Raw genomic sequence first — 23,048 nt, 5'->3', positions numbered from 1 at the left:
ACTTTCGTTTATCGATGTAAGTCAGCAAAGCCAACAGGAATAACCCGAAGGTAAGAACCTCACCGAACGAAATGTTCATCGCACCACCCCCTTTCAGGAGGGTGCGCCCACTCAAGGCGTGTATGTACGTTCCATATTATACCATATACCGCATAACAAGTGGGATTTTGAAAGAATAAGATAGCAGGATCTCTTTAAAATCCAAAAGCATCTGATCTTGAAATCTCCACGAACCGCGGCTTGCTTTCTATGAAAATACGTCGACAAACAAGTTTTCCATGTTCGCCTCCTTTGGGTATCCGGAAACAAGCCAGCCGAAATTTCGGCTGGCTTGTTTTGCAATCCGCATCCTGATTCTCCCAATTACAGCTGCGGCAATATTTCCGCCCACACTGCGTCAAGAATCCCCTGAATATCGTCTTCCTCACTGTTAATGGCAATCACCGCGTTTTTGCCCGGAAGGACGACGCAAAGCTGCCCGCGAGCGCCGTCGGCCCGATAGGCGTCATGCCTGCACATCCAGAATTGGCAGCCGTAGCCTTGGCTCCAATCCGGACTTCCTTCGTTGTCGATCTGTTTGCGCGTCGCAAACTCGATCCATTCCGCCGGCACCAGCTGCCGTCCTTGCCACATTCCTTTTTGCAAAAGGAATTGCCCGAACCGGCTCAACTCTTCGTTGCTGATCGAGAGTCCGGCACATCCAAGCGTTACGCCAAGCGGGGACGTTTCCCAGGCGACGTCATGGATGCCAAGCGGCTCGAACAGCCGCGGCGTCAAATAATCTTTGACGGTTTCGCCGACGGCGGCCTGCACCAGCGCCGAAATGACGAACGTGTCGCCGCTGCTGTACGTGAATTTTTCTCCCTGGGGCCTGTCCAGCGGAAGGGACATATAATGCTTCACCCAATCCTTTTCCTGAAGAGTTGCTCTTTCTTCGGCCCAAAGCGGAGGCGAGTCATGCCCGGACGACATCCGGAGCAGATTGTACAGCGTCAGTTCCCCAGGCTGCATGGATGAAGGAACGTCGGAGCGGATTTGGGCATGTTCAGGAAAAAAGTCCTTCAGCTTCGTTTCAAGGGACAGCTTTCCTTCGTCAATGGCCAATCCGACAGCCATGCAGGTAAAGGATTTGCTTACCGAATGCTGCAGTCGGCGCTCGTCCCGGGTTACGTCCCAAGCGGCAATTTGCGCACCGTTTTGAAGCACTCGAGCGGACAGCACGTTTAAGTGATGTCTCGCTAAAAGATTTACGAATCCGGTTAATCGAATGGACATCATAAGCCCTTCTTTCTCATTCAATAGAAACGTTTCCATGATATTCTTTTAAACTAGAATTTATTACAAGACGAAGAGGATGTCAACATCGCCCGGAAATCGCTTTCCTGATACAAATCCGAGTTAAAAATGGGGCGTTCAGTAGAAAAATTGAACATTCCATGGCATCGAAAGAAGTTTGAGAAAAAGGTAGTTGACATGAAGTGACAAGAGGATTTATGATGTTAATCGAAACGATTCGAATTAATCGCTTACAAACTGCAAATAAAGCCCTTGAAATCAATGGGCAACATCGACAATTGGAGGCTGAAAGGTTTAAAAATACAGGGAAATAGGCATTAATTGGACGTTGACAGCGAACGACTCGCAATCAAAGAAACGTTTCGCTAAAACGGCTAAGAAAGATGTCGAATTTGTATATGGAAATATCGATTCAAAAGCAGATTTGAAACTGTATGTTGTAAACTGATGCCGATGAAAGGGGTTACATATGGCGCATTTAACGATAGACACGGGATCGCCTACGTTGCGAATGACAACCAACATCCACGTGGTATCTCCCGTCGATGCCGGCGTCCAGGCAAACAGCACGCTTTATCTGCTGCACGGCGCAGGGGACAACGCCAGCACTTGGCACCGGCTGACGACCATCGAGCTGTATGCCGCGAAATACGGCTGCACGGTGATCATGCCGGAAGCGAACCGAAGTTATTATACCGATATGGAATACGGTCTCGATTACTTCCATTACGTGACACAGGAGCTTCCGGACATTTGCGGGCGAATGCTCCGGCTGAATGCCGACCCCGAAAGGACCTTCGTGGCCGGCTTGTCGATGGGCGGGTACGGAGCCTTGAAATGCGCCTTGACCTACCCGGACCGGTATGCGAAGGCGGTATCCTTATCCGGCGTTACCGATATCCAGAAACGCCTTCGCGATCCAAACATGGACGCGGGGAAGGCAAAGGAGATGCGGGCCGTATTCGGCACGGAGCTGGCGGTAAAGCCGGATCAGGATTTGTATGCCCTTGCCGAGAGAAGGATCAAAGAGGGCGGCAAGCTGCCTCCGGTGTTATGCTGCTGCGGAACCGAGGATCCTTTTATCGGGATGAATCGCGAGTTTGCCGAATATATGCGGAAGACGCCGTTTGAATTCCAGTATGTCGAGGGTCCGGGTACGCATGATTGGTTTTTCTGGGAACGGCACCTGAAAACGTCCTTCGACTTCCTGTTTCATGAAAAGAATTAAGTAGAGTGAGGCGATGCAAATTGAAACCCGCAGCCTTAGGGCCTGACAAAAAATTACGAGCGCGTTCCGCGAATCCTTGGTACAAGGAAATCTGGAAGCACCGAATGACTTACACCCTGCTGATTCCCGGCCTGGTCTGGTTGGTTTTGTTCGCTTACCTGCCGATGGGCGGTCTGTCGCTGGCATTCAAGCATTACAAGGCCAACGAGGGCATTTGGGGAAGCCCTTGGGTGGGATTCGAAAACTTCAAGTACGTCTTCCGCGACCCGACTTTCGCGCAGGCCGTATGGAGAACGCTGTACATCAACATCATCAAGCTGGTGATCACGTTCCCGTTCCCGATTCTGCTTGCGCTGCTGCTGAACGAGCTGCGGATGCGAAAGACCAAAAAGCTGTTCCAAACGGTATTTACGTTTCCGCAGTTCCTGTCCTGGATCATCGTTTCCGGGATCGTCATCAACGTGCTTTCCTATGACGGATTGCTGAACAGCGCGCTGCAGCTGATGGGGCTGCCGACGATCAACTTCCTGGGCTCGGAAAACATGTTCCTGCCGATGCTCATTCTCACCGACATCTGGAAGTCGACCGGCTGGGGCGCAATCATCTTCCTGGCGGCCATTTCCGGCATCGATCAGGACCAGTACGAATCGGCCCAAATCGACGGCGCTTCGCGAATGCAGCAAATTTTCAAAATTACGCTGCCGAACATTCTTCCGACCGTTACCGTCATGTTCATTCTTAACGTGGGCGGCTTGATGTCCGCGGGCTTCGACCAGATCTTCAACTTGGCGAATGCAGCCACGCAAAACGTGTCCCAGGTGCTCGACGTGTACATCTACCGCATTACGTTCCAGTCCTCGACGGACTTCTCGTTCTCGACCGCCGTCAGCTTGTTCCGTTCCCTGGTGAACATGATCCTGCTGCTGGCCGCCGACCGAGTGGCGAAACTGATGGGCGGAGACGGCTTGTTCCGCTAGGAAAGGAGTGAATAACAGATGAGTACCGCTACCGCAAAACGGCATAGATACCGGATCGGCAAAATGACGTTTCTCGACTATGCTTTGCTGATCGTCCTGATTATTTTGTCCTTAATGATCCTGATCCCGTTCATCAACGTGATCGCGATTTCGTTCGCTTCGCAAAAGGAATACGCCGACAACCCGATGATGCTGTTTCCGAAGCATCCGACGCTGGATGCCTACCGGGCGCTGTTCCAGGACGGAAGGATTTTGACGGGCTTCTGGAATACGATCAAGATTCTCGTCGTCGGGCTGCCGCTCAGCTTGTTCCTGACAAGCACGATGGCTTACGGCCTCAGCCGGGACAAGTTTCCGGGCAAAAAGCTGATCTTTTTCCTGGTCCTGTTCACCATGATTTTCAACGGCGGGATCGTACCGCTTTACCTGGTCATGAAGTCGCTTCACCTGACAGGCACCTTGTGGTCGGTCATCCTTGTCGGAAGCTTCAGCGCCTTCAACATGATCCTGATGATGAACTATTTTCAAGGCCTCCCGGAATCGCTCATGGAATCCGCCAGACTTGACGGAGCCGGAGAATGGAAGATCCTGTTCTCCATCGTGCTGCCGCTGGCCGCGCCGATTATGGCCACCATCACGTTGTTCTACGGCGTAGCCTTCTGGAACGGATGGTACGACGCCATGATCTTCCTGCGAAAGGCGGAGATGCTGCCGCTGCAAAACGTGCTGCGAACAATCATCGTCGAATCGTCAACGAACGTTTCGAACGCGTCCAGCGTGGATGCCCTGAACAAATCCGGTTTCTCCACGGGAATGAAAATGGCCTCGGTCTTCGTATCGATGGTGCCGATTATGTGCTTCTTCCCGATGCTGCAAAAGCACTTCGCCAAAGGGGTGTTAACAGGGGCTATCAAGACCTGATTACACAATAGATTTTTAACTGAGGATTTTGCAAAAATCCGAAAAGCGACTTCCAATCAGCAATATATAGAGCGAAACGGTTTCATTCGTCTATATATTGTACTCTGGAGCGGCCGGAATCGAATTTTGCAAAAGCCTGAACTGCAAAAATCTGATCAAAGTGGGGGAAAAACATGAACACCAAAAAGCTGCTTAAACCACTCCTGGCCGTTGCGCTGTCGGCGGTTATGGTGACGGTCACTGCCTGCTCGAAAGATTCGGCATCATCCGGCGGCAACGAAAAAAACGCGGACGGAAACTACAAGGACAAGCTGAAAATCTCCGTTGCGCAAACCACGGAAGTGAAAGACGGCGTATTGGACAACGAGTTCCACAAGTACTGGATGGACAAGTTCAATGTCGAATGGGATTACAACTATGTGCAGTGGGATTCGTGGCCGGAAAAACTCCGCCTGTGGATCAACTCCGGCGACCTGCCCGACGTGGCAAGCTGGAACTATGTGCACGGCGACTTCATGAACTACGTAGACCAAGGACTTTTGTATAAATTCCCGGATGACTGGAAGGAACGCTGGCCGAACGTGGCCGCAGCCTACAAGCTGACGGGCCTTGGCGACAAATTGGAAGAGCTGACAGGCGGCACGTACATCCTGCCGAAACCGGTGTATTACCAAAACAAACCGGCCGATCCGCTCGTGAACCAAATCGGCGTCATCGCGCTGCGCAAGGACTGGGCGAAAGCCGTCGGATTTGAGCTTAAGGACGCGTACACGACAAGCGAGCTGATTCATTATGCCGAGCTGATCAAAGAGAAGGACCCGGGCAAACTGGGCTCCAAGCTGGTTCCGATGTCTTATAACGCGGACGATGCTTTGACGAACATCATCATGGCCAACAGCGAACACTCCCGCGTGGAATCCGCATTTTACAAAGGCGAAGACGGCAAATTCCATTGGGGTCCTGCCGATCCTGAAACGTTGACCGGCTTGAAGCTGATGCAAAAAGCGTACAAAGAAGGCCTCTTGAACCCTGAGTTCTACACATGGAAAAACAACGAAGGCAGCGACAACTTCAGAGTCAAAGGCGTAGCCGGCATCATGTCCCTCGGCGGCCTGGCTTCGTACAGACAGGACCTGGACAAGAACATGCAGAAAAACCTGGGCGTCAGCAGCGACGATCTGGTGCATACGGCAATCGTTCTCGGCGACGACGGCAAGTACCGCAATCTGGAGCAGGTCAACTTCTGGTCGTCCCTGATCTTCTCGCCGAACATCAGCAAAGAGAAGTTTGAGCGTATTATGGACATTCTCGATTACTCGACAAGCAAAGAAGGACAAATGCTCGTCAACATGGGCTTTGAAGGAAAAGACTGGAAATACGACGACAAAAACGAGCCTGTAAGCCTGCTTCCGGAAGGAACATCGCTCGAAGACAAATATCCTGCGCGTTTTGAAGGTCTGTATGTCCTGGGCGACGACTTTAGCGTCGTGAACCCTGCTATCAAGAAGGAATACCGAGACCGGGCCGTGCAGCTTTTCCAAGAAAAAGCCAAACTCGGAAAAGAAGGCGGCAAGCTGGCTGCGTACGATTGGGACGTACAGTTGTATGACTCCAAAGCGAAAAGCCAAGCGTCGTTCGAATATCAAAACGAGTACGCCAACCTGATCCTGCAAAGCGGCGATTTGGAAGCAAACTGGAAGAAATGGGTGGAAAGCAAGCAATCCCTCGTTCAACCGGTTTTGGATGAATTAAACAGCAAATTCGCGAAGTAAAGATACCTCTTAAAAAAGGATGGCGGGCTGCCTGATTTCGATCCGCAGCTTTCGGTCCTGGAACCCGGTGTGCAGCATTAGGGTGCAGCCGGGTTCTTCTCATCATGGCGGCCGAAGGACCTTTATTTTCCATCCGGGACATACGGGCTTCCGGCCTCGTGAAGAGACGATAGAGCATCATTCTTCTGAATGAGGAGTTTGCACAACGAATGAACTGGGGGAAGTTTTCGTTCCTTGCCCGGCCCGCGAGGGCAGGCAGGTTTTGCGCAAGCTCCTGAGAAAGAAGAAAGGATGCCGACAAGCCTGAAACAGGCCTTCGGCATTCTATAAATCTTTCATATATAATGTAGAAATTTTTTTTCGGCCATGCGCCTGTACAGCGAAAAAGAGAAAGACCGGCTGGATTAAAAATAAGCGGGTTGTGGAGGGAAACTGTATGGATATTCAGCAATTAGAAGGCCTTGTAAAGCAAATGACGCTCGAAGAGAAAATCGCCCAATTGCTGCAGCTTACGGCCCATTTTCATGAGGGCGCCGACAACGAAGGGCAAGTGACCGGACCGATGGAGGAGATGGGTATCACCGAACCGATGGTAACCGCCAGCGGATCCGTACTCGGCCTCTCCGGAGCGCAGGCGGTCATCGACGTGCAGCAATCATACCTGAAAAAAAGCCGGCTTGGCATTCCGCTGATGTTCATGGCGGACGTCGTGCACGGTTTTAAAACCATTTTCCCGATCCCGCTGGCCATCGGCTGCTCCTGGGATTTGGAACTGGCGGAGAAAAGCGCGGAAATCGCCGCCAAAGAATCGGCTGTATCCGGCATCCACGTGACGTTTGCCCCGATGGTCGACCTCGTGCGCGATCCGCGTTGGGGCAGAGTCATGGAAACGACGGGCGAGGACCCTTATTTGAACGGCCTGTTTGCGCGGGCTTTCGTTAAAGGCTACCAAGGAAACGACTTGAAGGAGGAAACGGACCGTTTGGCGGCATGCGTGAAGCATTTTGCGGCTTACGGGGCTCCGGAAGGCGGCCGGGACTACAATACGGTCAACATGTCCGAACGCCAGCTGCGCGAACAGTATTTGCCGGCCTATAAAGCGGCGCTTGACGAAGGCTGCGAAATGGTGATGACGTCGTTCAACACGGTGGACGGCATTCCGGCGACAGGCAACGAAAAGCTGATGCGCGGCATTTTGCGCGACGAGTGGGGCTTTGAAGGCGTGCTGATCTCGGACTGGGCGTCGATCCGCGAAATGATCGCGCACGGCGCGGCGGAAGACGACCGCGAAGCGGCGTACCGGGCGATCCGGGCCGGCGTCGACATCGAGATGATGACGCCTTGTTATGTCCGTCATTTGCCGGAGCTGATCGAGGGCGGCAAAGTGGACGAAGCCCTCATCGACGAAGCTGTTCTGCGCATTTTACGGCTGAAAAACAAACTCGGGCTTTTTGAAAATCCGCTGCGCGCCGCAGATCCGGAACGCGAAAAAGAAATTCTGTTCTGCGAGGAACACCGCAGCGTGTCTTACGAGCTGGCTGCCAAGTCCAGCGTCCTGCTGAAAAATAACGGCGTCCTGCCGCTGCAGGCCGGCGCAAACGTCGCATTGATCGGACCGTTTGCGCAAAGCAACGACATCCTCGGCTGGTGGTCCTGCGTCGGCGAGAAAGAAGACGCGGCTCCGCTTGCGGCGGCGCTGAAGGAACGCTTCGACGGAACGCTCGCCGTCAGCGAAGGCTGCGGCATCGACAGCATGACGCCGGACCAGCTTGAGGCAGCGCTGGAAACCGCACGAAACGCTGACATCGTCGTATTGGCTTTGGGGGAAGAATCGGCGATGAGCGGCGAAGGCGGCTCGAGAACGGACATCCGCTTGCCGCAGGCGCAGCTTGAGCTGGTGAAATGGCTGAAGAAGCTTGGCAAGCCGATGGCAGCCGTTCTGTTCAACGGCCGACCGCTTGATCTGCACGGCATTTTCGACGAGGCCGACGCGGTGCTCGAGGCTTGGTTCCCGGGCAGCGAAGGCGGAGCCGCCATCGCCGACATTTTGCTCGGCCGGGTGAATCCCTCCGGGCGTCTGACGATGTCCTTCCCGCAATCGGTAGGCCAGGTGCCGGTTTATTATAACCATTTCAATACGGGGCGCCCGATGGATCCTTCCAAATCGGACGAACGTTACGTATCCAAATATATCGACAGTCCCAACGATCCGCTGCTCCCGTTCGGCTTCGGGCTTTCGTACACGAAATTCGAATACGGCGGCCTGACGCTTTCGAGCGGCGAGATGAAAGCGGGAGAACCGGTTACGGTTCAAGTGAAAGTGACCAATACGGGAGAACGTGCCGGCGTTGAAACGGTTCAGCTTTACGTTCGCGACGTAGCCGGGGAAGTCGTGCGCCCGCTGCGCGAGCTTAAAGGCTTCGTACAGCTGGAGCTTCAGCCGGGAGAAAGCAAGACCGCAACCTTTACGCTGACGGAAGAGCAGCTGCGGTACCATCATTCCGATCTGGGCTTTTCAAGCGATCCGGGCGCCTTCCAAGTGTTCGTAGGATCCAACAGCCGCGACACGCTGGAAGCGTCCTTCAGGCTGGCTTAGGTAGGGCCAAAAATAGGACGAAATAGGAGCGCCCGTGACCGACAGGGCTACTGCGCCCTTTCGGCGCGGGCCGCTCTGAACGACATACCGCCGGTTTATTTCAAAGGTTAGGAGGATTAACAAACATATGACAGCTACGATTACGAACTCTAAGCTAAACATTCAAGCGGGTGATTTGAAATTCACCTTTTGGGAAAGCGGCGATTTGCATCAAGCCTTATGCGGCGGAACCATGATTAACCAACTGGTGGCGAACCCGATTGAAGGAGCTTTGAATAACCTGTACCTGCGTATACACGGGGAGTCGGGCATTTCGTTTTACCCTCTGCTCGGGATCCGTTCCCAAAGCAAGGTCAGCGCCGGGGAAAACCGGATGATTTGGGAAGGGGAAGCCGATGGCGTGGAATACCGCGTTACTTTTGCTTTATCGGCGCAAGGCGTCTGGTTCTGGGACGTGGTTACCCGCGGTGAAGGGGTCAGCATCGACGTCATCTACGGACAGGATCTCGGCAATGCCGACATCGGGGCCGTGCGCAGCAACGAAGCGTACCTGTCCCAATATATCGATCATGCCGTCTTCGAGGATGAAGATTACGGTTACGTCGTCTGCTCCAGGCAAAACATGCCGCAAAGCGGCGGGGCGTTCCCGTACATCCAGCAGGGCGCTTTAACGCGCGCGGCCGGCTATTCGACGGACGGCTTTCAATTTTTCGGCTTGTCTTACAAGGAAACTAACGTTCCTTTCTGTTTAAGCGAACCCAATCTGGCAAACGAAATCTACCAATACGAGTTTGCGTATACCGCGCTCCAATCCGGGCGGGTAACGTTAAACGGCGAAGCGCGCTTCGTATTTTACGGCCTGTTCAAGGAAGATCATGCGGCGGCTGTAACGGAGTTGGAGTATAAAGCCGAGGTGCAGCAGGCGTGGGAAGCCTATCTGGCGGAAGGGGAAAAGGAAGTGCCGCGGCCATTGCCGCCGGTTCGCTTCAAAAGCTTGCTCGGCGAACCGCTGCAGACCCTCTCTTTGACGGAGGAGGAAGTAAACGAGCGTTTCCCGGCACATCAAAGACATCAGGAAGAGCGCGAAGGCGGACAACTTCTGGCGTTTTTCACCGATTCCTACGAGCATGTCGTATTAAAAGAAAAAGAACTGCTGGTTGAACGTCCGCACGGACATATTTTGATGAGCGGAAACAACGTGAAGTTCGGGGCCAAGGTCATCACGACCACATCCTATATGTACGGTATTTTCAATTCGCATCTGGTGGTAGGCAATACGAACTTCAACAAAATGATGAGCAATGCCCGGAACGCGCTGAACGTGCCGAAAACCGCAGGCCAGCGGATCTACGTTGAAACGGATGGAAAGTACCGTCTGCTGACGATGCCGTCCCTCTTCGAGATCGGCTTTAACTATGTGCGCTGGTATTACAAAACGGCCGACGACATGCTGATCATCACCAATTTTACGACCGTGGATACGCCGGAAGTGAGGCTTCACGTTCGCTCTGAAAGCGGCAAGCCGTACCGTTTCCTCGTGACCAGCCAAGTGACGATGAACGTGAACGAATACGAGGGGCCGGTCCGCATGACGAACGCAAACGGCCTCCTTACCTTCTTTGGCGGACAGGATGACATTCGCAAAGAGGCATATCCGAACTTGCAGTACCGCATGTGGCTCGAGGGCGCCGCCGCCGTGATCGGCGATGAAACCGTCCTTGCCGAAGGCGTTCCGGCCGGCAGCGCGTCGCTGTGCACGATGCAAATCGATGCCGCCCGGGAGTGGACGCTTACCGTTCAAGGATTGCTGGACGGGGAAGAGGTGCCTGCGGCTGAGAAAAACATCGGGGAAGAGATTGCGAAGTATCGCGATTTTTACAAACAGGTCATGAACGGATTCCGCCTGACCGGGGCCGACGGAGCTGAAGGGGCCGGATTGTTCAAAGTTAACGCCCTTGCCTGGTGGTACACGCATAACATGCTTGTCCATTATTCGGTTCCGCACGGTTTGGAGCAATACGGCGGCGCGGCATGGGGAACGCGCGACGTATGCCAAGGACCTTCGGAATATTTTATGGCCACGCAAAAATTCGAACAGGTCCGCGACATTTTGCTGACCGTGTATTCCCACCAATACGAGGATGACGGAAACTGGCCGCAGTGGTTCATGTTCGACCGCTACGCGAAGGTACAGCAGGAGGAAAGCCATGGCGATATTATCGTGTGGCCGCTTAAAGTGCTGAGCGATTATTTGACGGCTACCCAAGATTTCAGTATTTTAAAGGAAAAGGTTTCTTATACCATTAAAGGAAGCTTCCGGTTTACGGAACAAACCTTTACGGTGCTGGAGCATGTGGTGAAGGAAATCGGGTACATCCGCAGCCACTTCCTGCATGATACGTACCTGTCCGCTTACGGCGACGGGGACTGGGACGATACGCTGCAGCCGGCGAACGCCCAGCTCAAAAAATATATGGTCAGCAGCTGGACGGTGGCCCTGACGTACCAGACTTTAACCCAATTGTCCGCCGCGCTGCTTTCCGAAGAGCCGTCCTTTGCGGCCGAGCTTCAGGAAATGGCTGCGGGCATCAAGCGGGATTACAATCGTTACATGCTGCAAACCGACGTCATTCCGGGATTCCTTTACATGGAAGATCCGGCTTCGGCGAAGCTGATGCTTCATCCGACGGACACCGAGACGGGCATCCAGTACCGCCTGCTTCCGATGACGCGCAGCATGATCGCGGAGCTGATCGATCCCGAGCGGGCGATATCGCATTACCGATTGATCAAGGAAAAGCTGTTTTTCCCGGACGGCGTGCGCTTGATGAACCGTCCTGCCGGGTACGCTGGCGGCGTCAGCACGCATTTCAAGCGGGCCGAGCAGGCCTCCAATTTCGGGCGTGAAGTCGGGCTTCAATACGTCCATGCCCACATCCGGTTCGTCGAAGCGATGGCGAAGCTGGGGCAGGCGGAGGATGTCTGGAACGGACTGAACGTCATTAACCCGGTAGGCATCCGCGATGTCGTGCCGAATGCGGAAATCCGGCAAAGCAACGCCTATTTCAGCAGCTCGGACGGCAAGTTCAACAACCGCTACGAAGCGCAAACGCATTTTGACGACCTTCGCAGCGGCAAGGTGCAGGTCAAAGGCGGCTGGCGGATCTATTCCAGCGGCCCGGGGATTTACATGAACCAGCTGATTTCGAACGCCCTCGGCATTCGCCAGGACAAAGGCGGCCTTACGATCGACCCTGTCCTGCCGGCTTCGCTGGACGGACTTCATTTTGATTTTGAATACGACGGGGTACAGGCAACCTTCATCTATCGTATTACCGGCTCCTCCCTAAGCCGCGTAACGTTGAACGGAAGTCCGCTGAACGCCGAAAGAGCGGCCAACCCTTACCGCGAAGGCGGCGTACACATTTCCGGGGAAGTTTTGAAACAGGCGATGAACGGTCATCATAACGTATTTGAAATTTTTATGTAAATATTTTGGAGATCTTTGCGGATCGCCGTTTTCCATAGGTTCAAACAAGCAATCAAGAACAGATGCGGGGTTATGCGATGAAAAGAGGCGGCGGCGGAGAGCCGCCGTCCTCGATATCCCCGGCGAACAACAGGTTAAGGAGCGAGGACAAATTGGTAAGCATAAAGGATATCGCTAAGAAAGCGGGAGTTTCGATCTCGACCGTCTCTTACGCCTTGAACGGCAGCAGCAAGGTAACGGATGAAACCAGCGCGAAAATACTGGCGATCGCCAAAGAATTGAATTATGTTCCGAATGCCGCGGCCAGAACCTTGAAAAAGCGCGAGACGAAAATTATCGGCGTGTTTCTGGCGGACTTTAAAGGGGACGTATACGGGGAACTGCTGGACGGCATGAAGGAGGTCTGCAATTCGCAGGGTTACGATCTCATTGTATGCAGCGGCAGACAGTCCCACCGCATGCTTCCGGAGCGGCTGATCGACGGTGCGGTCATATTGGACCATACGTTCACCAGTGACGAGCTGCTTAAATATGCGGACCGGAACCATAAAATCGTCGTGCTGGACCGCGAGCTGGAGCATCCGAACATCAACCAGGTTTTGCTGGACAACAAGGCCGGCGCCACACTGGCGACCGAATATTTGGTTGAGCAGGGACATCAAAAGATTTATGTCGTTTCCGGGCCGGAGGGGTCATTCGACTCGATTCAGCGCATGAAAGCCGTCAAAATGGTGGCGGACCGGCACAGCGACATCGAATGGATCGAAATTCAGGGCGATTTCAAAAAAAGCGGCGGTGAAAAGGCGGCCGAGCAAATCATGCGGGAGTACACGGAGCCCGTGGCGGTGTTTTGCCTGAATGACGAAATGGCGATCGGATTATGCAACCGGATTGCGGATACGGAGTTCAACATCGGCGAGCAGATCCATCTGATCGGTTTCGATAACATCGAGCTGACCCGGTACATGCAGCCGCGGCTTGCCACCATCGACTATTCCAAACGAAAATGGGGGGCGCTCGCGTCGGAACAGCTGATCAAAATCATCTCCGGCGAAAAAGTGGAACATGAGCGCATTTACGTAACGCTCGTAAAAGGTGAATCCGTGGGAAAGTCTTCGGCAGGCAGCGCATCCCGTTAAAATTAAAAGACCCGAAGTGAGGCAGGAATGATCCATGCTCCTCATTCGGGTCTTTTTCGCATTACGATGATTTGCTCAACAGCATTAAAATGATGGACGAAAGCGACAGGCAAGCGCTGATCAAGTAAATGAACAAGACGGCCTGCTTCGGGCTCAGTCCCCAAGACAGCAACCGGTAATGAATTTGGCTGCGGTCAGCTTTGTATACCGGTTTTCCGTTCAAATAACGTTTGATGATGACGTAGATGTTGTCGAAGATCGGTACGCCCAGCGCCAGCACCGGCACCAAAATGGAGATGACGGTCACCTGCTTGAAAGCTCCGTCCAGCGCGATGATGCCAAGCATGAATCCGATAAACGTCGCTCCCGCGTCCCCCATGTAAATTTTGGCCGGCGGTTTGTTGTATTTCAGGTACCCGAGCGCAACCCCGACGAGGATGATCGCCATGATGGCCGATTGAGTCTGGCCTTTGGCAATCGCGACGACGAACAAGGTAAGCGCCGAAATGCCCGCTACGCCTCCCGACAACCCGTCAAGGCCGTCCATAAAGTTGATGACCGTCGTCACGCCGAAGATCCACAGGATCGTCAGGATAAATTGAAGCCATTCCGGAAACACAACCATGTGCCCCGTAAACGGAATCGTCACCCCGACGAAGGAAATGCCGCAGAAGTAGACGATGACGGCCGCACCCACCTGCACGATCGTTTTAGGCAGGGCGGGGAAATCTTTGCCGCGGGTTTTGTACCAGTCGTCCACAATGCCGATGCCCAGAATAAGAAGCGATCCGGCAACGATGCCGGCCATCTCCAAATCCCAGTGGCGGCTCAGAATGACGTAGGGGATCATGAATCCCAGGAAAATGGCGATGCTCGCCAAATGAGGGACAGGCTCTTTATGGATTTTCCGGCTCGTCGGCCTGTCGACGAAATCGACCCGGATCGCCAGCTTCCGCAGGGGAGGTATCAATGCGAGCACGATAACAAGCGATACAATAAATGCAATGACATACACGATTTTCGGCCTCCATCACTTCAGTTAACATCGAGTTAATACATAAACTTCCACCATTAGCCATATTTCTTGGAAAAGCTCTGTTCCTAACTAGGATAATACCTATTTTTCCAAATGACAACGGTAAATATTTAATGTTTCCATAACATACCAATCAATCGTTTCTAACAAATCTATACGAAAATAGACCTAGATCCACTGAAGCGATGAAGAAAAGGGTGAGCCATTTGAAAAACAATAAAATGTTGCAAATCATTGCCGCGGCGGCGTTCGTCACGACCGCACTGTCGGCGGGAACCGTGGATGCCGCGGCTGCGCGGGTGCAGGACAAAAGCACTGCGTCCCAAGCATCATCGGCTAAGCTTGCCGTAACGAGCGAGCGAATCGTCGTCAACGGCCAGGAAAAATCCGTTTCCATGCTGCAGGCGGGCAACGGAAAGCTGATCGCGCTTGCCGATCTGGCGAAAATTTACGGTGCCGCCGTAACCTCGTCAAAAGGCGCCGTCACGGTCAGCACCGGCAAAAACGGGCACAGCTTGCAGCTGCAAACGGGTTCCAAAACGTTCAAACTCGACGGCGAAGCGCGCACCTTTTCAGCCGCGCCAATCATGCAGGACAACCGTGCTTTCGTTGAGCTGAAACCAGTCGTAACGGCGCTGGGCGGCGAAATCATCGCTGCCGGGCAAACGCTGCAAATCCTGACAGCCGAAAGAGTGGCGGGAAGTTTCGCTTCCGCTTCGTTTGACGCCAAGGGTCAAGTCATTGCCGTGAAGGAAGACGCAGATCCTGCTCAGGTGTACCGCCTCAACTCCGATTACAGCTCAAGCTTATTATTTTCGGACCCGAACGCATCGAATATGGCAATTTCTCCGAACGGAGACCTGGCGGCATATACGGACGATAACGGACAGCTTTACCTGCTTAACCTGGACGGAGGACAACCGCATAAGCTGGGGGCCGACACGTCGGTCAAGACGGATTTGACCTGGACGGCGGACGGCAAAAAAATCTATTTCGTCCAAGGCGACAAACAGGAAAAGATCTCCTGCGTCTCCGTGGATACGGGCATGATCACCGAGATTTTGGCCGACAAGGTCGAAAATAAATCCGAGGTGCGCGTCTCGGCCGACGAAAAGAAAATCACTTACATCGTAAACGTGACGGGCGTGGCCCAAAGCGACAAAGACAGCACGGAGGATTCCCTCAAAATCGATTATTCCGGCGCCGGAGAGCAGATCTATACGTTGGAAATCGGCGTGAAGAACGCGAAACCCGTTGCGCTGACCGCATCCGGGGACAACAAACTTTATCCGGCTTACTTAAGTAATGGAAGCGTGGCTTTCTTGAGCGCGGATGCCGACAACCCGAACGCAAAAGGCGCGATCAAAGCCGTTTCCGCAAGCGGCATCGCCCAGGACCTGATCGCGGATGTGGACGTCACGATCAGTGCGGCAAGCCCGACCGGCAATCTGGTTGCCGCCGGCATAACCGCTGACGGAAGCTATAAGGTTTACAGCTTGGCGGCCGGCGTCAAAACCGAAGTATACGAAACCAAAGAGGACATTACCGGCGTGGCCATTTCGGACGACGGCACACGCGTGGCGGTCGTCGCGGACGGCAAAGTGTTCGTGATCCAAAACGGAAAAGCCAGCCAGATCACCAAATAATAACGCAGATCGAGAGGAGATTATTCCCATGAAATTATTCAAAAAAATATCGCTTCTGGCCGCAGCCTCGCTCGTGGCCGTATCCACCCTCGTCGGCTCGGCATCGGCCGCTTCGGGACTGTCGGGCAAAATTACGATCAACGGCTCAACGGCGCTGCTACCTTTGACGCTGCAAGCGGCAAAGGAATTTCAAAAGCTCAATCCGAAAGTTAAAATCGCGGCTTCCGGCAAAGGCTCCGTGACCGGACCACAGGCGGTGAAAAAAGGCATCGCCGACATCGGCGCCTGCGATTGGGACGCCAGCATGGACGTTCCCGGCTTTAAAGCCTTTGACGGCCAAGTTGCCAACAAAGTTGCGGTGATTCCTTTCGCGACGATCGTCAACAAAAACGTGAAGGTCAATAACCTGACGACCGAGCAGCTGAAAGGCATCTACTCCGGGAAAATCACGAACTGGAAGGAAGTCGGCGGAGACAACGCGGATATCGTCGTCATCACCCGCGCCTTCGGTTCCGGCACGCGCGTTAACTACCAGGCTAAGGCGCTGGCTGGCGGCGACATCGTGAAAAAGGATAAAAACTACAAGGAAGTCGGCTCCAGCGGCGACATGAAAACGGCCGTGGCGACGACTCCGAACAGCATCGGATACATCGACCTGGTATATGTGAACAGCGACGTAAAAGCTCTCAGCTTCAACGGCGTAGCTCCGACCACGGACAACGTCATCAACGGCACGTACAAAATTTGGGCATACGGTTATTATATGACCAAAGGACAGCCGACAGGGGCGACGAAAGCGTTCATCGAATACGTGCAAAGCGCAAAATTCCAGCAAGGTTCCCTGAAAAAACTGAAGTTCATTCCGATTTCGGCGATGCGCTAATGCCGTAAGCGGCAGTAAGCCTTGACCTTATCATGGATACTTAGAGGCCAGTCCTGAACCAAGGGCTGGCCGCTTTATAGGAGGAAACATTTGTGAGCACGTCTGTCCAGCCACTTCTGCCCGAAGATACGGGACCGCTCGCGAAACCGTCCGACGGGCGGTTCGGCCGTTACGTTCGAGCGCGATTCGCGAACCGGCTGTTCAAGTATTATTTCCTGTTCAGCATTTTGGCCCTTTGCTTTGTTTTGGGGCTCGTCATCTTTTTTATCGGCAAGACGGCGTTATTGACCTTTGCCCACATTTCTTTTGCCGATTTTTTCCTGTCGTTGAATTGGACGCCGGAAGACGAGCATTTCGGGGCGGCCGGCATCATCATTAACACGTTGTCCTTGACGGGATTAACGCTTGTCATGGCGGTGCCGGTGGCGGTCGGTTTGGCCGTTTTGATCGCCGAAATCGCTCCGAAATGGATGCGTAACATGATGCGTCCGGTGCTCGATTTGCTTGTCGGCATCCCGTCCATCGTATACGGGTATCTCGGCCTGACGGTCTTGATCCCGATCCTGCGCCGAATGAGCGGGGAAAATTTGGGCGACGGGCTGCTTGCCGCGGCTTTGGTGCTTGCCCTGATGGTGCTGCCCACCATTTGCCGGATCAGCGACGAAGCCATATCCATGGTGCCGAAAAAATACCGGGAAGCGGCGTACGCGCTTGGATCGACGCGGCTGCAGGTGATCATGAGGGTTGTCATTCCGGCGGCTGGACGGGGGATTGTCGCGGCGATCATTATGGGGATGACGCGGGCGATCGGGGAAACGATGGCGGTGGTCATGGTCATCGGGAATACGGCGCAGCTCGCCAAGACGCTGTTTACTCCGGCGTCCGTGCTGACGAGCAACATCGTGATGCAAATCTCCAACGTCGAGTTCGATTCGACCTGGAACTACGCGCTCCATATGATGGCTTTTTTGCTGCTGGTCATTTCGTTCCTTCTGATCCTGTTTATCCGCTATCTCGGACGGAAGGGGAGTGACCAAGCATGACGCCGACGGCGCAAAGCCGCAAAACGCAAAGATCGCTTGCGTACAACAAGCTTGCGACGGGCGCTTTTTATGGGTTGGGGGCGCTGGTGCTGCTATTGATCTTTTGGCTGTTGTTCACGATTCTCAGCAAAGGCCTTCCCGGCCTGACGCTGGAATTTTTGACGAAACTGCCGGAGGATATCGACCCCGGCGGCGGAATCGGACCGGTCCTGTTCAACTCTTTTTACATTTTGTTTCTGTCGCTGGCGATTTCGATTCCGATCGGCGTCGGCGCCGGAATTTACATGGCCGAATACGCGCCCGAAAATAAATTCACCGAAGTGCTGCGCATCTGCGTGGAGAGCCTGTCTTCCGTTCCGTCCATCGTCTTCGGGATGCTCGGCCTCGCCATTTTCGCCGAATATTTTCAGATCGGATTGACGATTTTGGGCGGCGCGGTCAGCCTCGCTTTCCTCAATTTGCCGATGCTGGCCAGGGTGACGGAAGAGGCCGTCCGCGCCGTGCCTCACGACGTGAAAAACGCTTCCTATGCTCTCGGAACGACCAAATTCCAATGCATCCGCACCGTCGTGCTGCCGATGGCGCTGCAGGGCATCATTACGGGGATTTGCCTGGTGGCGGGCCGCGCCTTCGGCGAATCGGCCGTCATTTTGCTGACGGCGGGCCTCAGCACGTCGGGCGAAATGTGGGACTTCAATTTGTTTTCGCCGGGCGAAACGCTTGCCGTCCATCTTTGGTACGTGCAGTCGGAAGCGATCGTCGAGGATGCCGCATCCATTGCGCAGCGCTCTGCCGCCGTGCTGGTCGTAGTCGTACTGCTCATCAACCTGCTTTTCCGCATTCCGCTGTGGATCAACAACCGGAAATTGAAACGTTAGCATGCATAAGGTAAGAGCCTTTGTGCCGATCGGGCGCGAAAGGCTCTTTTTTATGTTATTAAGAAAGTATCGCTATTAAAGCAAATTCCATGATTTGCGTGGAGAGTCCGGCATTTTGCAAATGGGAACGGATTACGTCCGGATATGGCGCTAGCGCCGTTATCTTCACGAAATATCTACATTTATCGGTGTTGAATGATGGCGGATGGCGGAGTACAATGATTCAGCGAGGTTTTTCTTAAAAAATGCCGTTTGTCCAAAACCCGATTTCGAAATTGAAAGGTACTGATTATATGTCATGGGTCAAAAAAAGGATTCCCAAGCAGCTGCTCCGCTGGGCTCCTCTCTTGCTGATGCTCGTTTTTCCCGTTCTCGGGAGTCTTTATCATCTGGTGAACCAGCCGACGGATAACGTGTATTCGCTTGTCACGCCGCTGGACCGGGCCACCCCCTTCATCAAATATTTTGCGGTGCCGTACGGAGTTTGGATTTTTTACATTTATGTATGCATCGTCTATTTTTTCTTCCGCGACCGTCCTTCGTTTTACCGGTCCATTTTTTTGTATACGGTCTGCGCGCTAACGTGTTACGTCATCTATATGGTGTTTCAAACCACCGTGCCGCGGCCCGTCGTCACCGGAAACGATCCGTTTGCGATGCTGACGCGGTTTATTTACAACCGGGATGAGCCGTTTAACTGCTTCCCGAGCATCCACTGCTTCTCCAGCTACATGGTCATGCGGATGATCTGGAAGAGTCCGGCCCGCAACGGCAAAAACGTCACCTTGATCACCGGCATGTCGCTGCTTATCATCGTGTCGACGTTGTTCATGAAGCAGCATGTCATCATGGACGTGATCGGCGCGGTGGCACTCGTCGAATTTTACAATTTCTTGTTCATCAAACTGCCTGAATGGCATAAAAACAAACTGGCGTCGGAACGCCGCGAGCTTCAGGCATAATCATGCATTTTTTCATGAGAAGGGCTGCTTATCCCAAGCAGCCTTTTTTGCTGTTGTGACGCGGTCATTTTCAAGTTTTTTCGAAATCCTTTCTGAAACTAGTGCAAAAATAAGAGCGTGGTGGTATAATCGAACCAAACATCCGATGTTTGGAGGACATGTCGATGACATTGCAGCGCCCAACGAAACGAACGCTTGTCGAACAAATTGTGGCCCAGCTGGAGCAGCTTATCGAAAACGGGACTTGGCCCGTGGGAGAACGGATTCCCGCCGAACCCGAGCTTGTCAAGGAGCTGGGCGTCAGCCGGAACACGATCCGGGAGGCGATTCACGCGCTCATCCATGCGGGGTTGCTCCGGACAAGACAGGGGGACGGAACCTACGTATGCTCGGCCAGCAGTTTAAAGCCGGTGCTGTCGCGCAGGCTGGAACGATCAAAACTGAGCGAAACGCTTGAAGTGCGGTCGGCTTTGGAGCAGGAGGGAGCTCGTCTGGCCGCGCGGCGGAGAACGCCGGAGGATATCGGGAAAATCCGCTCGGCTTACGAAGCATGCGTCCGGGCCGAAGCCAGCGGGGATATCGAATTACACGTCCAGGCCGACTATGCTTTTCATAAAGAAATCATCGCGGCGGCGCATAACTCGATTTTGAGCGATCTCTACGATTCCATCAGCGAAGCGGTGCGGCAGGTCGTTACATACGGCAGCAGCCGTCTGTGTTTATTGCGGCTCCACTCGGAGCTCAACGCGCGTTTGGTCGAATCCATCGCCAACCGGGACGAGGACCGGTCGGCCGAAGCCGTCCGCGAGTACATCGATGCTTCGCGCTCGATACTTTTACAAGATACACAAGGGGGAAATGAACAACATCATGAATAACGCAACCGAAACGAAAATCAAACCGGGCAACGAGCCGGCATCCACCGGAGCGAAGGCGGCGGTGCTGCTGCTGGGGATCATCATGATCGCCACGACGCTCCGGTCGCCGATTACGGCGGTGGGACCGCTGATCGAAACGATCCGCAGCGATACCGGCATGTCGCACACGCTTGCCGGCTTGCTGACGACTTTTCCGCTGCTGGCCTTTGCCGTCATCTCGCCGCTCGCTCCGAAACTTTCGCGCAAATGGGGGATGGAACGGACGTTGTTCCTTGGGGTGTTCGCCGTAACGGCCGGCGTGCTGCTGCGGTTCATTCCGTCGCTGACCGCCTTGTTTGCCGGAACGATTTTGCTTGGCGTGGGCATCGCGCTGAGCAACGTGCTGCTTCCAAGCTTGATCAAGCGGGATTTTCCGCTGCGCACGGGAATTATGACGGGAATTTATTCGGTATCGATGAACATTTTCGCGGCGGTGGCTTCGGGAATCAGCGTTCCGGTCGCCTCCCACCTGCATTCGGGCTGGAGAGGTTCGCTTGTGGTGTGGGGAATTTTGTCCGCCGCGGCGCTGCTTGTTTGGCTGCCGCAGCTCCGATACCATCATCAGGCGGCCCAGGTGAAGGTTTCAGGCAAAAGCGGCGTCTGGGGCTCCAAGCTTGCTTGGCAGGTAACCGTCGTGATGGGATTGCAATCCTTTGTATTTTATTCCGTGGTCGCCTGGCTGCCGGAGATTTTGACCGAGCGCGGGATGAATGCTTCGACGGCGGGTTGGATGCTTTCGCTGCTGCAGTTGTTCAGCGTCCCGGTAACGTTTATCGTGCCCGTGCTTGCGGCTAAATTCAAAAACCAGCGTTTGCTCGTGTTCCTGACGTTCCTTTGTTTTATGATCGGCTTTACGTTCCTTCTGACCGGCGTCGAGGCGCTCGTGCCCGCGGCCGTCATTCCGATCGGCATGGCGACAGGCTCCGCCTTTGGCCTGGCTACGATGTTTTTCGTGCTCCGCACCCATAATTCCCAGCAGGCCGCGGAACTATCCGGCATGGCGCAATCGATCGGCTATTTGCTGGCGGCAGTCGGTCCGTTGCTGTTCGGCTTTGTCCACGATCTGACCGGCAGCTGGACGGCGGCTATCGTTTTGCTGGTCGCGGTCGGCATCGTATATATGCTCGCCGGATGGGGAGCCGGAAGCAACCGCTATATCGGGGAGAAATAACTCCGCGCGGCGGCCCGGAAGACGATAGGGTCTTCCTGCGGGCTGCCGCTTTTTAATATATTATAGTATCCGGAATTATAGTTTCCTGGGTCCCCGCGAACGACCCTGCAACATAGGGCACGGATCGTCGGATGCACATTTCTTTATCTTGCTATTCTTAGATGCGAAGGAGGTCATGAACATGGATGTGCTGAAACAGGTGAACAGGGCCCTCAAGTATATCGAAGACCATCTGGACGACGACATCGACTACAAGGAAGCGGCCAGGCTGGCGTTGTGCTCGGAATATCATTTCAAAAGGATGTTTTCGTTTCTGGCCGGGATTCCGCTTTCGGAATACATCCGGCGCCGGCGCCTGACCCGGGCTGCATTCGATTTGGCCGAAGGCGGGATGAAGGTGATCGACGTTTCCGTTAAATACGGATATCAGTCGGCGGATGCGTTCGCCAGAGCATTCCAGCAGTTTCACGGCATTTCGCCGTCGGAAGCGCGAAGCCGCGGCCGTTCGCTAAAAGCATTCCCTCCCATGGCCTTCCGATTATCCGTTGAAGGAGGAGAAGAAATGAACTATCGTTTGGAAGAAAAAGAGGCGTTTCGCATCGTGGGCTTGAAAAAAAGGGTGCCGATCGTTTTCAGCGGGGTGAACGCGGAAATTGCTTCGATGTGGGCGAGTTTGGACGAAGGGACGATCTCTTTGCTGAAACAATTGTCCGACGTCGAGCCGCGGGGGCTGATCAGCGCGTCGGCGAATTTTTCGGAAGGACGGATGAACGAGCAGGGCGAACTTGATCATTACGTCGGAGCGGCTACAACGGCCGAATGTCCGGACCATCTGTCTTCGCTGGAGGTTCCGGCCCTCACTTGGGCCGTATTTGAAGCGGTCGGGACTTTTCCCGATGCCTTGCAATCGGTGTGGGGACGGATTTACTCCGAATGGTTCCCGTCCTCGGGTTACGAAGCGGTTGAAGGTCCCGAACTGTTGTGGAACGAGAGCAAAGATACGTCCTCGCCCAACTTCAGGAGCGAAATTTGGATTCCCGTTGCGAAGAAACGGGCGTTATGAATGGCAAGGTAGCGATGAAATAAGGCTGGA

17 protein-coding genes are annotated in these 23,048 nt (G+C 54.0%); 15 read left to right on the top strand and 2 right to left on the bottom strand.

Annotated elements, in window-relative coordinates; translation table 11 throughout:
* Positions 1–363 precede the first annotated feature (363 nt).
* Positions 364–1,275: a serine hydrolase domain-containing protein gene (locus tag GQY55_RS27600; RefSeq protein ID WP_160045135.1), complete on the bottom strand. Its 912-nt coding sequence runs from the start codon at positions 1,273–1,275 to the stop codon at positions 364–366.
* Between the two features lie 532 nt (positions 1,276–1,807).
* Here GQY55_RS27600 and GQY55_RS27595 point away from each other — a divergent pair.
* From GQY55_RS27595 to GQY55_RS27565, 7 genes are all read left to right on the top strand, one after another.
* Entirely contained in the window at positions 1,808–2,524 is a 717-nt protein-coding gene (locus GQY55_RS27595) for an alpha/beta hydrolase (RefSeq protein ID WP_236575912.1), read from the top strand.
* 20 nt (positions 2,525–2,544) lie between these two features.
* Entirely contained in the window at positions 2,545–3,501 is a 957-nt protein-coding gene (locus GQY55_RS27590; protein WP_160045133.1) for an ABC transporter permease, read from the top strand.
* Positions 3,502–3,519: 18 nt separating this feature from the next.
* Positions 3,520–4,422, top strand: coding sequence for a carbohydrate ABC transporter permease (locus tag GQY55_RS27585; RefSeq protein ID WP_160045132.1), 903 nt, complete (start codon positions 3,520–3,522; stop codon positions 4,420–4,422).
* A gap of 173 nt (positions 4,423–4,595) precedes the next feature.
* Complete coding sequence (locus GQY55_RS27580) at positions 4,596–6,194, top strand: extracellular solute-binding protein (protein WP_160045131.1); 1,599 nt, start codon at positions 4,596–4,598, stop codon at positions 6,192–6,194.
* A gap of 436 nt (positions 6,195–6,630) precedes the next feature.
* On the top strand, positions 6,631–8,790 hold the full coding sequence (locus GQY55_RS27575) for a glycoside hydrolase family 3 N-terminal domain-containing protein (protein WP_160045130.1): 2,160 nt from the start codon (positions 6,631–6,633) through the stop codon (positions 8,788–8,790).
* A 127-nt stretch (positions 8,791–8,917) separates the two neighbouring features.
* The gene (locus GQY55_RS27570) at positions 8,918–12,280 is read left to right on the top strand and encodes a GH36-type glycosyl hydrolase domain-containing protein (protein WP_160045129.1); all 3,363 of its coding nucleotides are present in this window, start codon (positions 8,918–8,920) and stop codon (positions 12,278–12,280) included.
* A gap of 152 nt (positions 12,281–12,432) precedes the next feature.
* Positions 12,433–13,419: a LacI family DNA-binding transcriptional regulator gene (locus GQY55_RS27565; protein WP_160045128.1), complete on the top strand. Its 987-nt coding sequence runs from the start codon at positions 12,433–12,435 to the stop codon at positions 13,417–13,419.
* Between the two features lie 61 nt (positions 13,420–13,480).
* On the opposite strand, the gene GQY55_RS27560 is transcribed toward GQY55_RS27565, so the two are convergent.
* Complete coding sequence (locus GQY55_RS27560) at positions 13,481–14,437, bottom strand: MraY family glycosyltransferase (RefSeq protein ID WP_160045143.1); 957 nt, start codon at positions 14,435–14,437, stop codon at positions 13,481–13,483.
* Positions 14,438–14,661: 224 nt separating this feature from the next.
* Between GQY55_RS27560 and GQY55_RS27555 the strand changes: the two genes are divergently transcribed.
* The 8 genes from GQY55_RS27555 (at position 14,662) to GQY55_RS27520 (ending at position 23,018) form a co-directional block, all read left to right on the top strand.
* The gene (locus GQY55_RS27555; protein WP_160045127.1) at positions 14,662–16,101 is read left to right on the top strand and encodes an LpqB family beta-propeller domain-containing protein; all 1,440 of its coding nucleotides are present in this window, start codon (positions 14,662–14,664) and stop codon (positions 16,099–16,101) included.
* Positions 16,102–16,129: 28 nt separating this feature from the next.
* Positions 16,130–16,984, top strand: a complete 855-nt coding sequence (locus tag GQY55_RS27550) for a phosphate ABC transporter substrate-binding protein (RefSeq protein ID WP_160045126.1) — start codon at positions 16,130–16,132, stop codon at positions 16,982–16,984.
* A 92-nt stretch (positions 16,985–17,076) separates the two neighbouring features.
* Positions 17,077–18,027: a phosphate ABC transporter permease subunit PstC gene (gene pstC / locus GQY55_RS27545; RefSeq protein WP_373309301.1), complete on the top strand. Its 951-nt coding sequence runs from the start codon at positions 17,077–17,079 to the stop codon at positions 18,025–18,027.
* The gene (pstA, locus tag GQY55_RS27540; RefSeq protein WP_160045125.1) at positions 18,024–18,905 is read left to right on the top strand and encodes a phosphate ABC transporter permease PstA; all 882 of its coding nucleotides are present in this window, start codon (positions 18,024–18,026) and stop codon (positions 18,903–18,905) included. The genes pstC and pstA overlap by 4 nt, the downstream gene beginning before the upstream one ends.
* Before the next feature lie 293 nt (positions 18,906–19,198).
* Positions 19,199–19,867, top strand: a complete 669-nt coding sequence (locus tag GQY55_RS27535; RefSeq protein WP_160045124.1) for a phosphatase PAP2 family protein — start codon at positions 19,199–19,201, stop codon at positions 19,865–19,867.
* 164 nt (positions 19,868–20,031) lie between these two features.
* Positions 20,032–20,745 carry a FadR/GntR family transcriptional regulator gene (locus tag GQY55_RS27530; protein ID WP_236575910.1) on the top strand — a complete coding sequence of 238 codons (714 nt, stop codon included), beginning with the start codon at positions 20,032–20,034 and terminating at the stop codon, positions 20,743–20,745.
* On the top strand, positions 20,738–21,955 hold the full coding sequence (locus GQY55_RS27525; protein ID WP_160045122.1) for a CynX/NimT family MFS transporter: 1,218 nt from the start codon (positions 20,738–20,740) through the stop codon (positions 21,953–21,955). Before GQY55_RS27530 ends, GQY55_RS27525 begins: the two co-directional genes overlap by 8 nt.
* Before the next feature lie 181 nt (positions 21,956–22,136).
* Complete coding sequence (locus GQY55_RS27520) at positions 22,137–23,018, top strand: AraC family transcriptional regulator (RefSeq protein ID WP_160045121.1); 882 nt, start codon at positions 22,137–22,139, stop codon at positions 23,016–23,018.
* Positions 23,019–23,048: the final 30 nt, after the last annotated feature.

The organism is Paenibacillus sp. USDA918EY, assembly GCF_009870825.1.
GTDB lineage: Bacteria > Bacillota > Bacilli > Paenibacillales > Paenibacillaceae > Paenibacillus_AQ > Paenibacillus_AQ albilobatus.
The sequence above is the reverse complement of the archived record's forward strand: the minus strand, read 5'-3'. Positions and strand labels throughout refer to the sequence as shown.

What these genes read in the sequence shown, in the direction of transcription:
- GQY55_RS27520 (WP_160045121.1), top strand. Translation starts at nt 22,137, where the DNA reads ATGGATGTGCTGAAACAGGTGAACAGGGCCCTCAAGTATATCGAAGAC.
- GQY55_RS27535 (WP_160045124.1), top strand. Translation starts at nt 19,199, where the DNA reads ATGTCATGGGTCAAAAAAAGGATTCCCAAGCAGCTGCTCCGCTGGGCT.
- GQY55_RS27530 (WP_236575910.1), top strand. Translation starts at nt 20,032, where the DNA reads ATGACATTGCAGCGCCCAACGAAACGAACGCTTGTCGAACAAATTGTG.
- GQY55_RS27595 (WP_236575912.1), top strand. Translation starts at nt 1,808, where the DNA reads ATGACAACCAACATCCACGTGGTATCTCCCGTCGATGCCGGCGTCCAG.
- GQY55_RS27525 (WP_160045122.1), top strand. Translation starts at nt 20,738, where the DNA reads ATGAATAACGCAACCGAAACGAAAATCAAACCGGGCAACGAGCCGGCA.
- pstA (WP_160045125.1), top strand. Translation starts at nt 18,024, where the DNA reads ATGACGCCGACGGCGCAAAGCCGCAAAACGCAAAGATCGCTTGCGTAC.
- GQY55_RS27550 (WP_160045126.1), top strand. Translation starts at nt 16,130, where the DNA reads ATGAAATTATTCAAAAAAATATCGCTTCTGGCCGCAGCCTCGCTCGTG.
- GQY55_RS27585 (WP_160045132.1), top strand. Translation starts at nt 3,520, where the DNA reads ATGAGTACCGCTACCGCAAAACGGCATAGATACCGGATCGGCAAAATG.
- GQY55_RS27570 (WP_160045129.1), top strand. Translation starts at nt 8,918, where the DNA reads ATGACAGCTACGATTACGAACTCTAAGCTAAACATTCAAGCGGGTGAT.
- GQY55_RS27600 (WP_160045135.1), bottom strand. Translation starts at nt 1,275, where the DNA reads ATGTCCATTCGATTAACCGGATTCGTAAATCTTTTAGCGAGACATCAC.
- GQY55_RS27575 (WP_160045130.1), top strand. Translation starts at nt 6,631, where the DNA reads ATGGATATTCAGCAATTAGAAGGCCTTGTAAAGCAAATGACGCTCGAA.
- GQY55_RS27580 (WP_160045131.1), top strand. Translation starts at nt 4,596, where the DNA reads ATGAACACCAAAAAGCTGCTTAAACCACTCCTGGCCGTTGCGCTGTCG.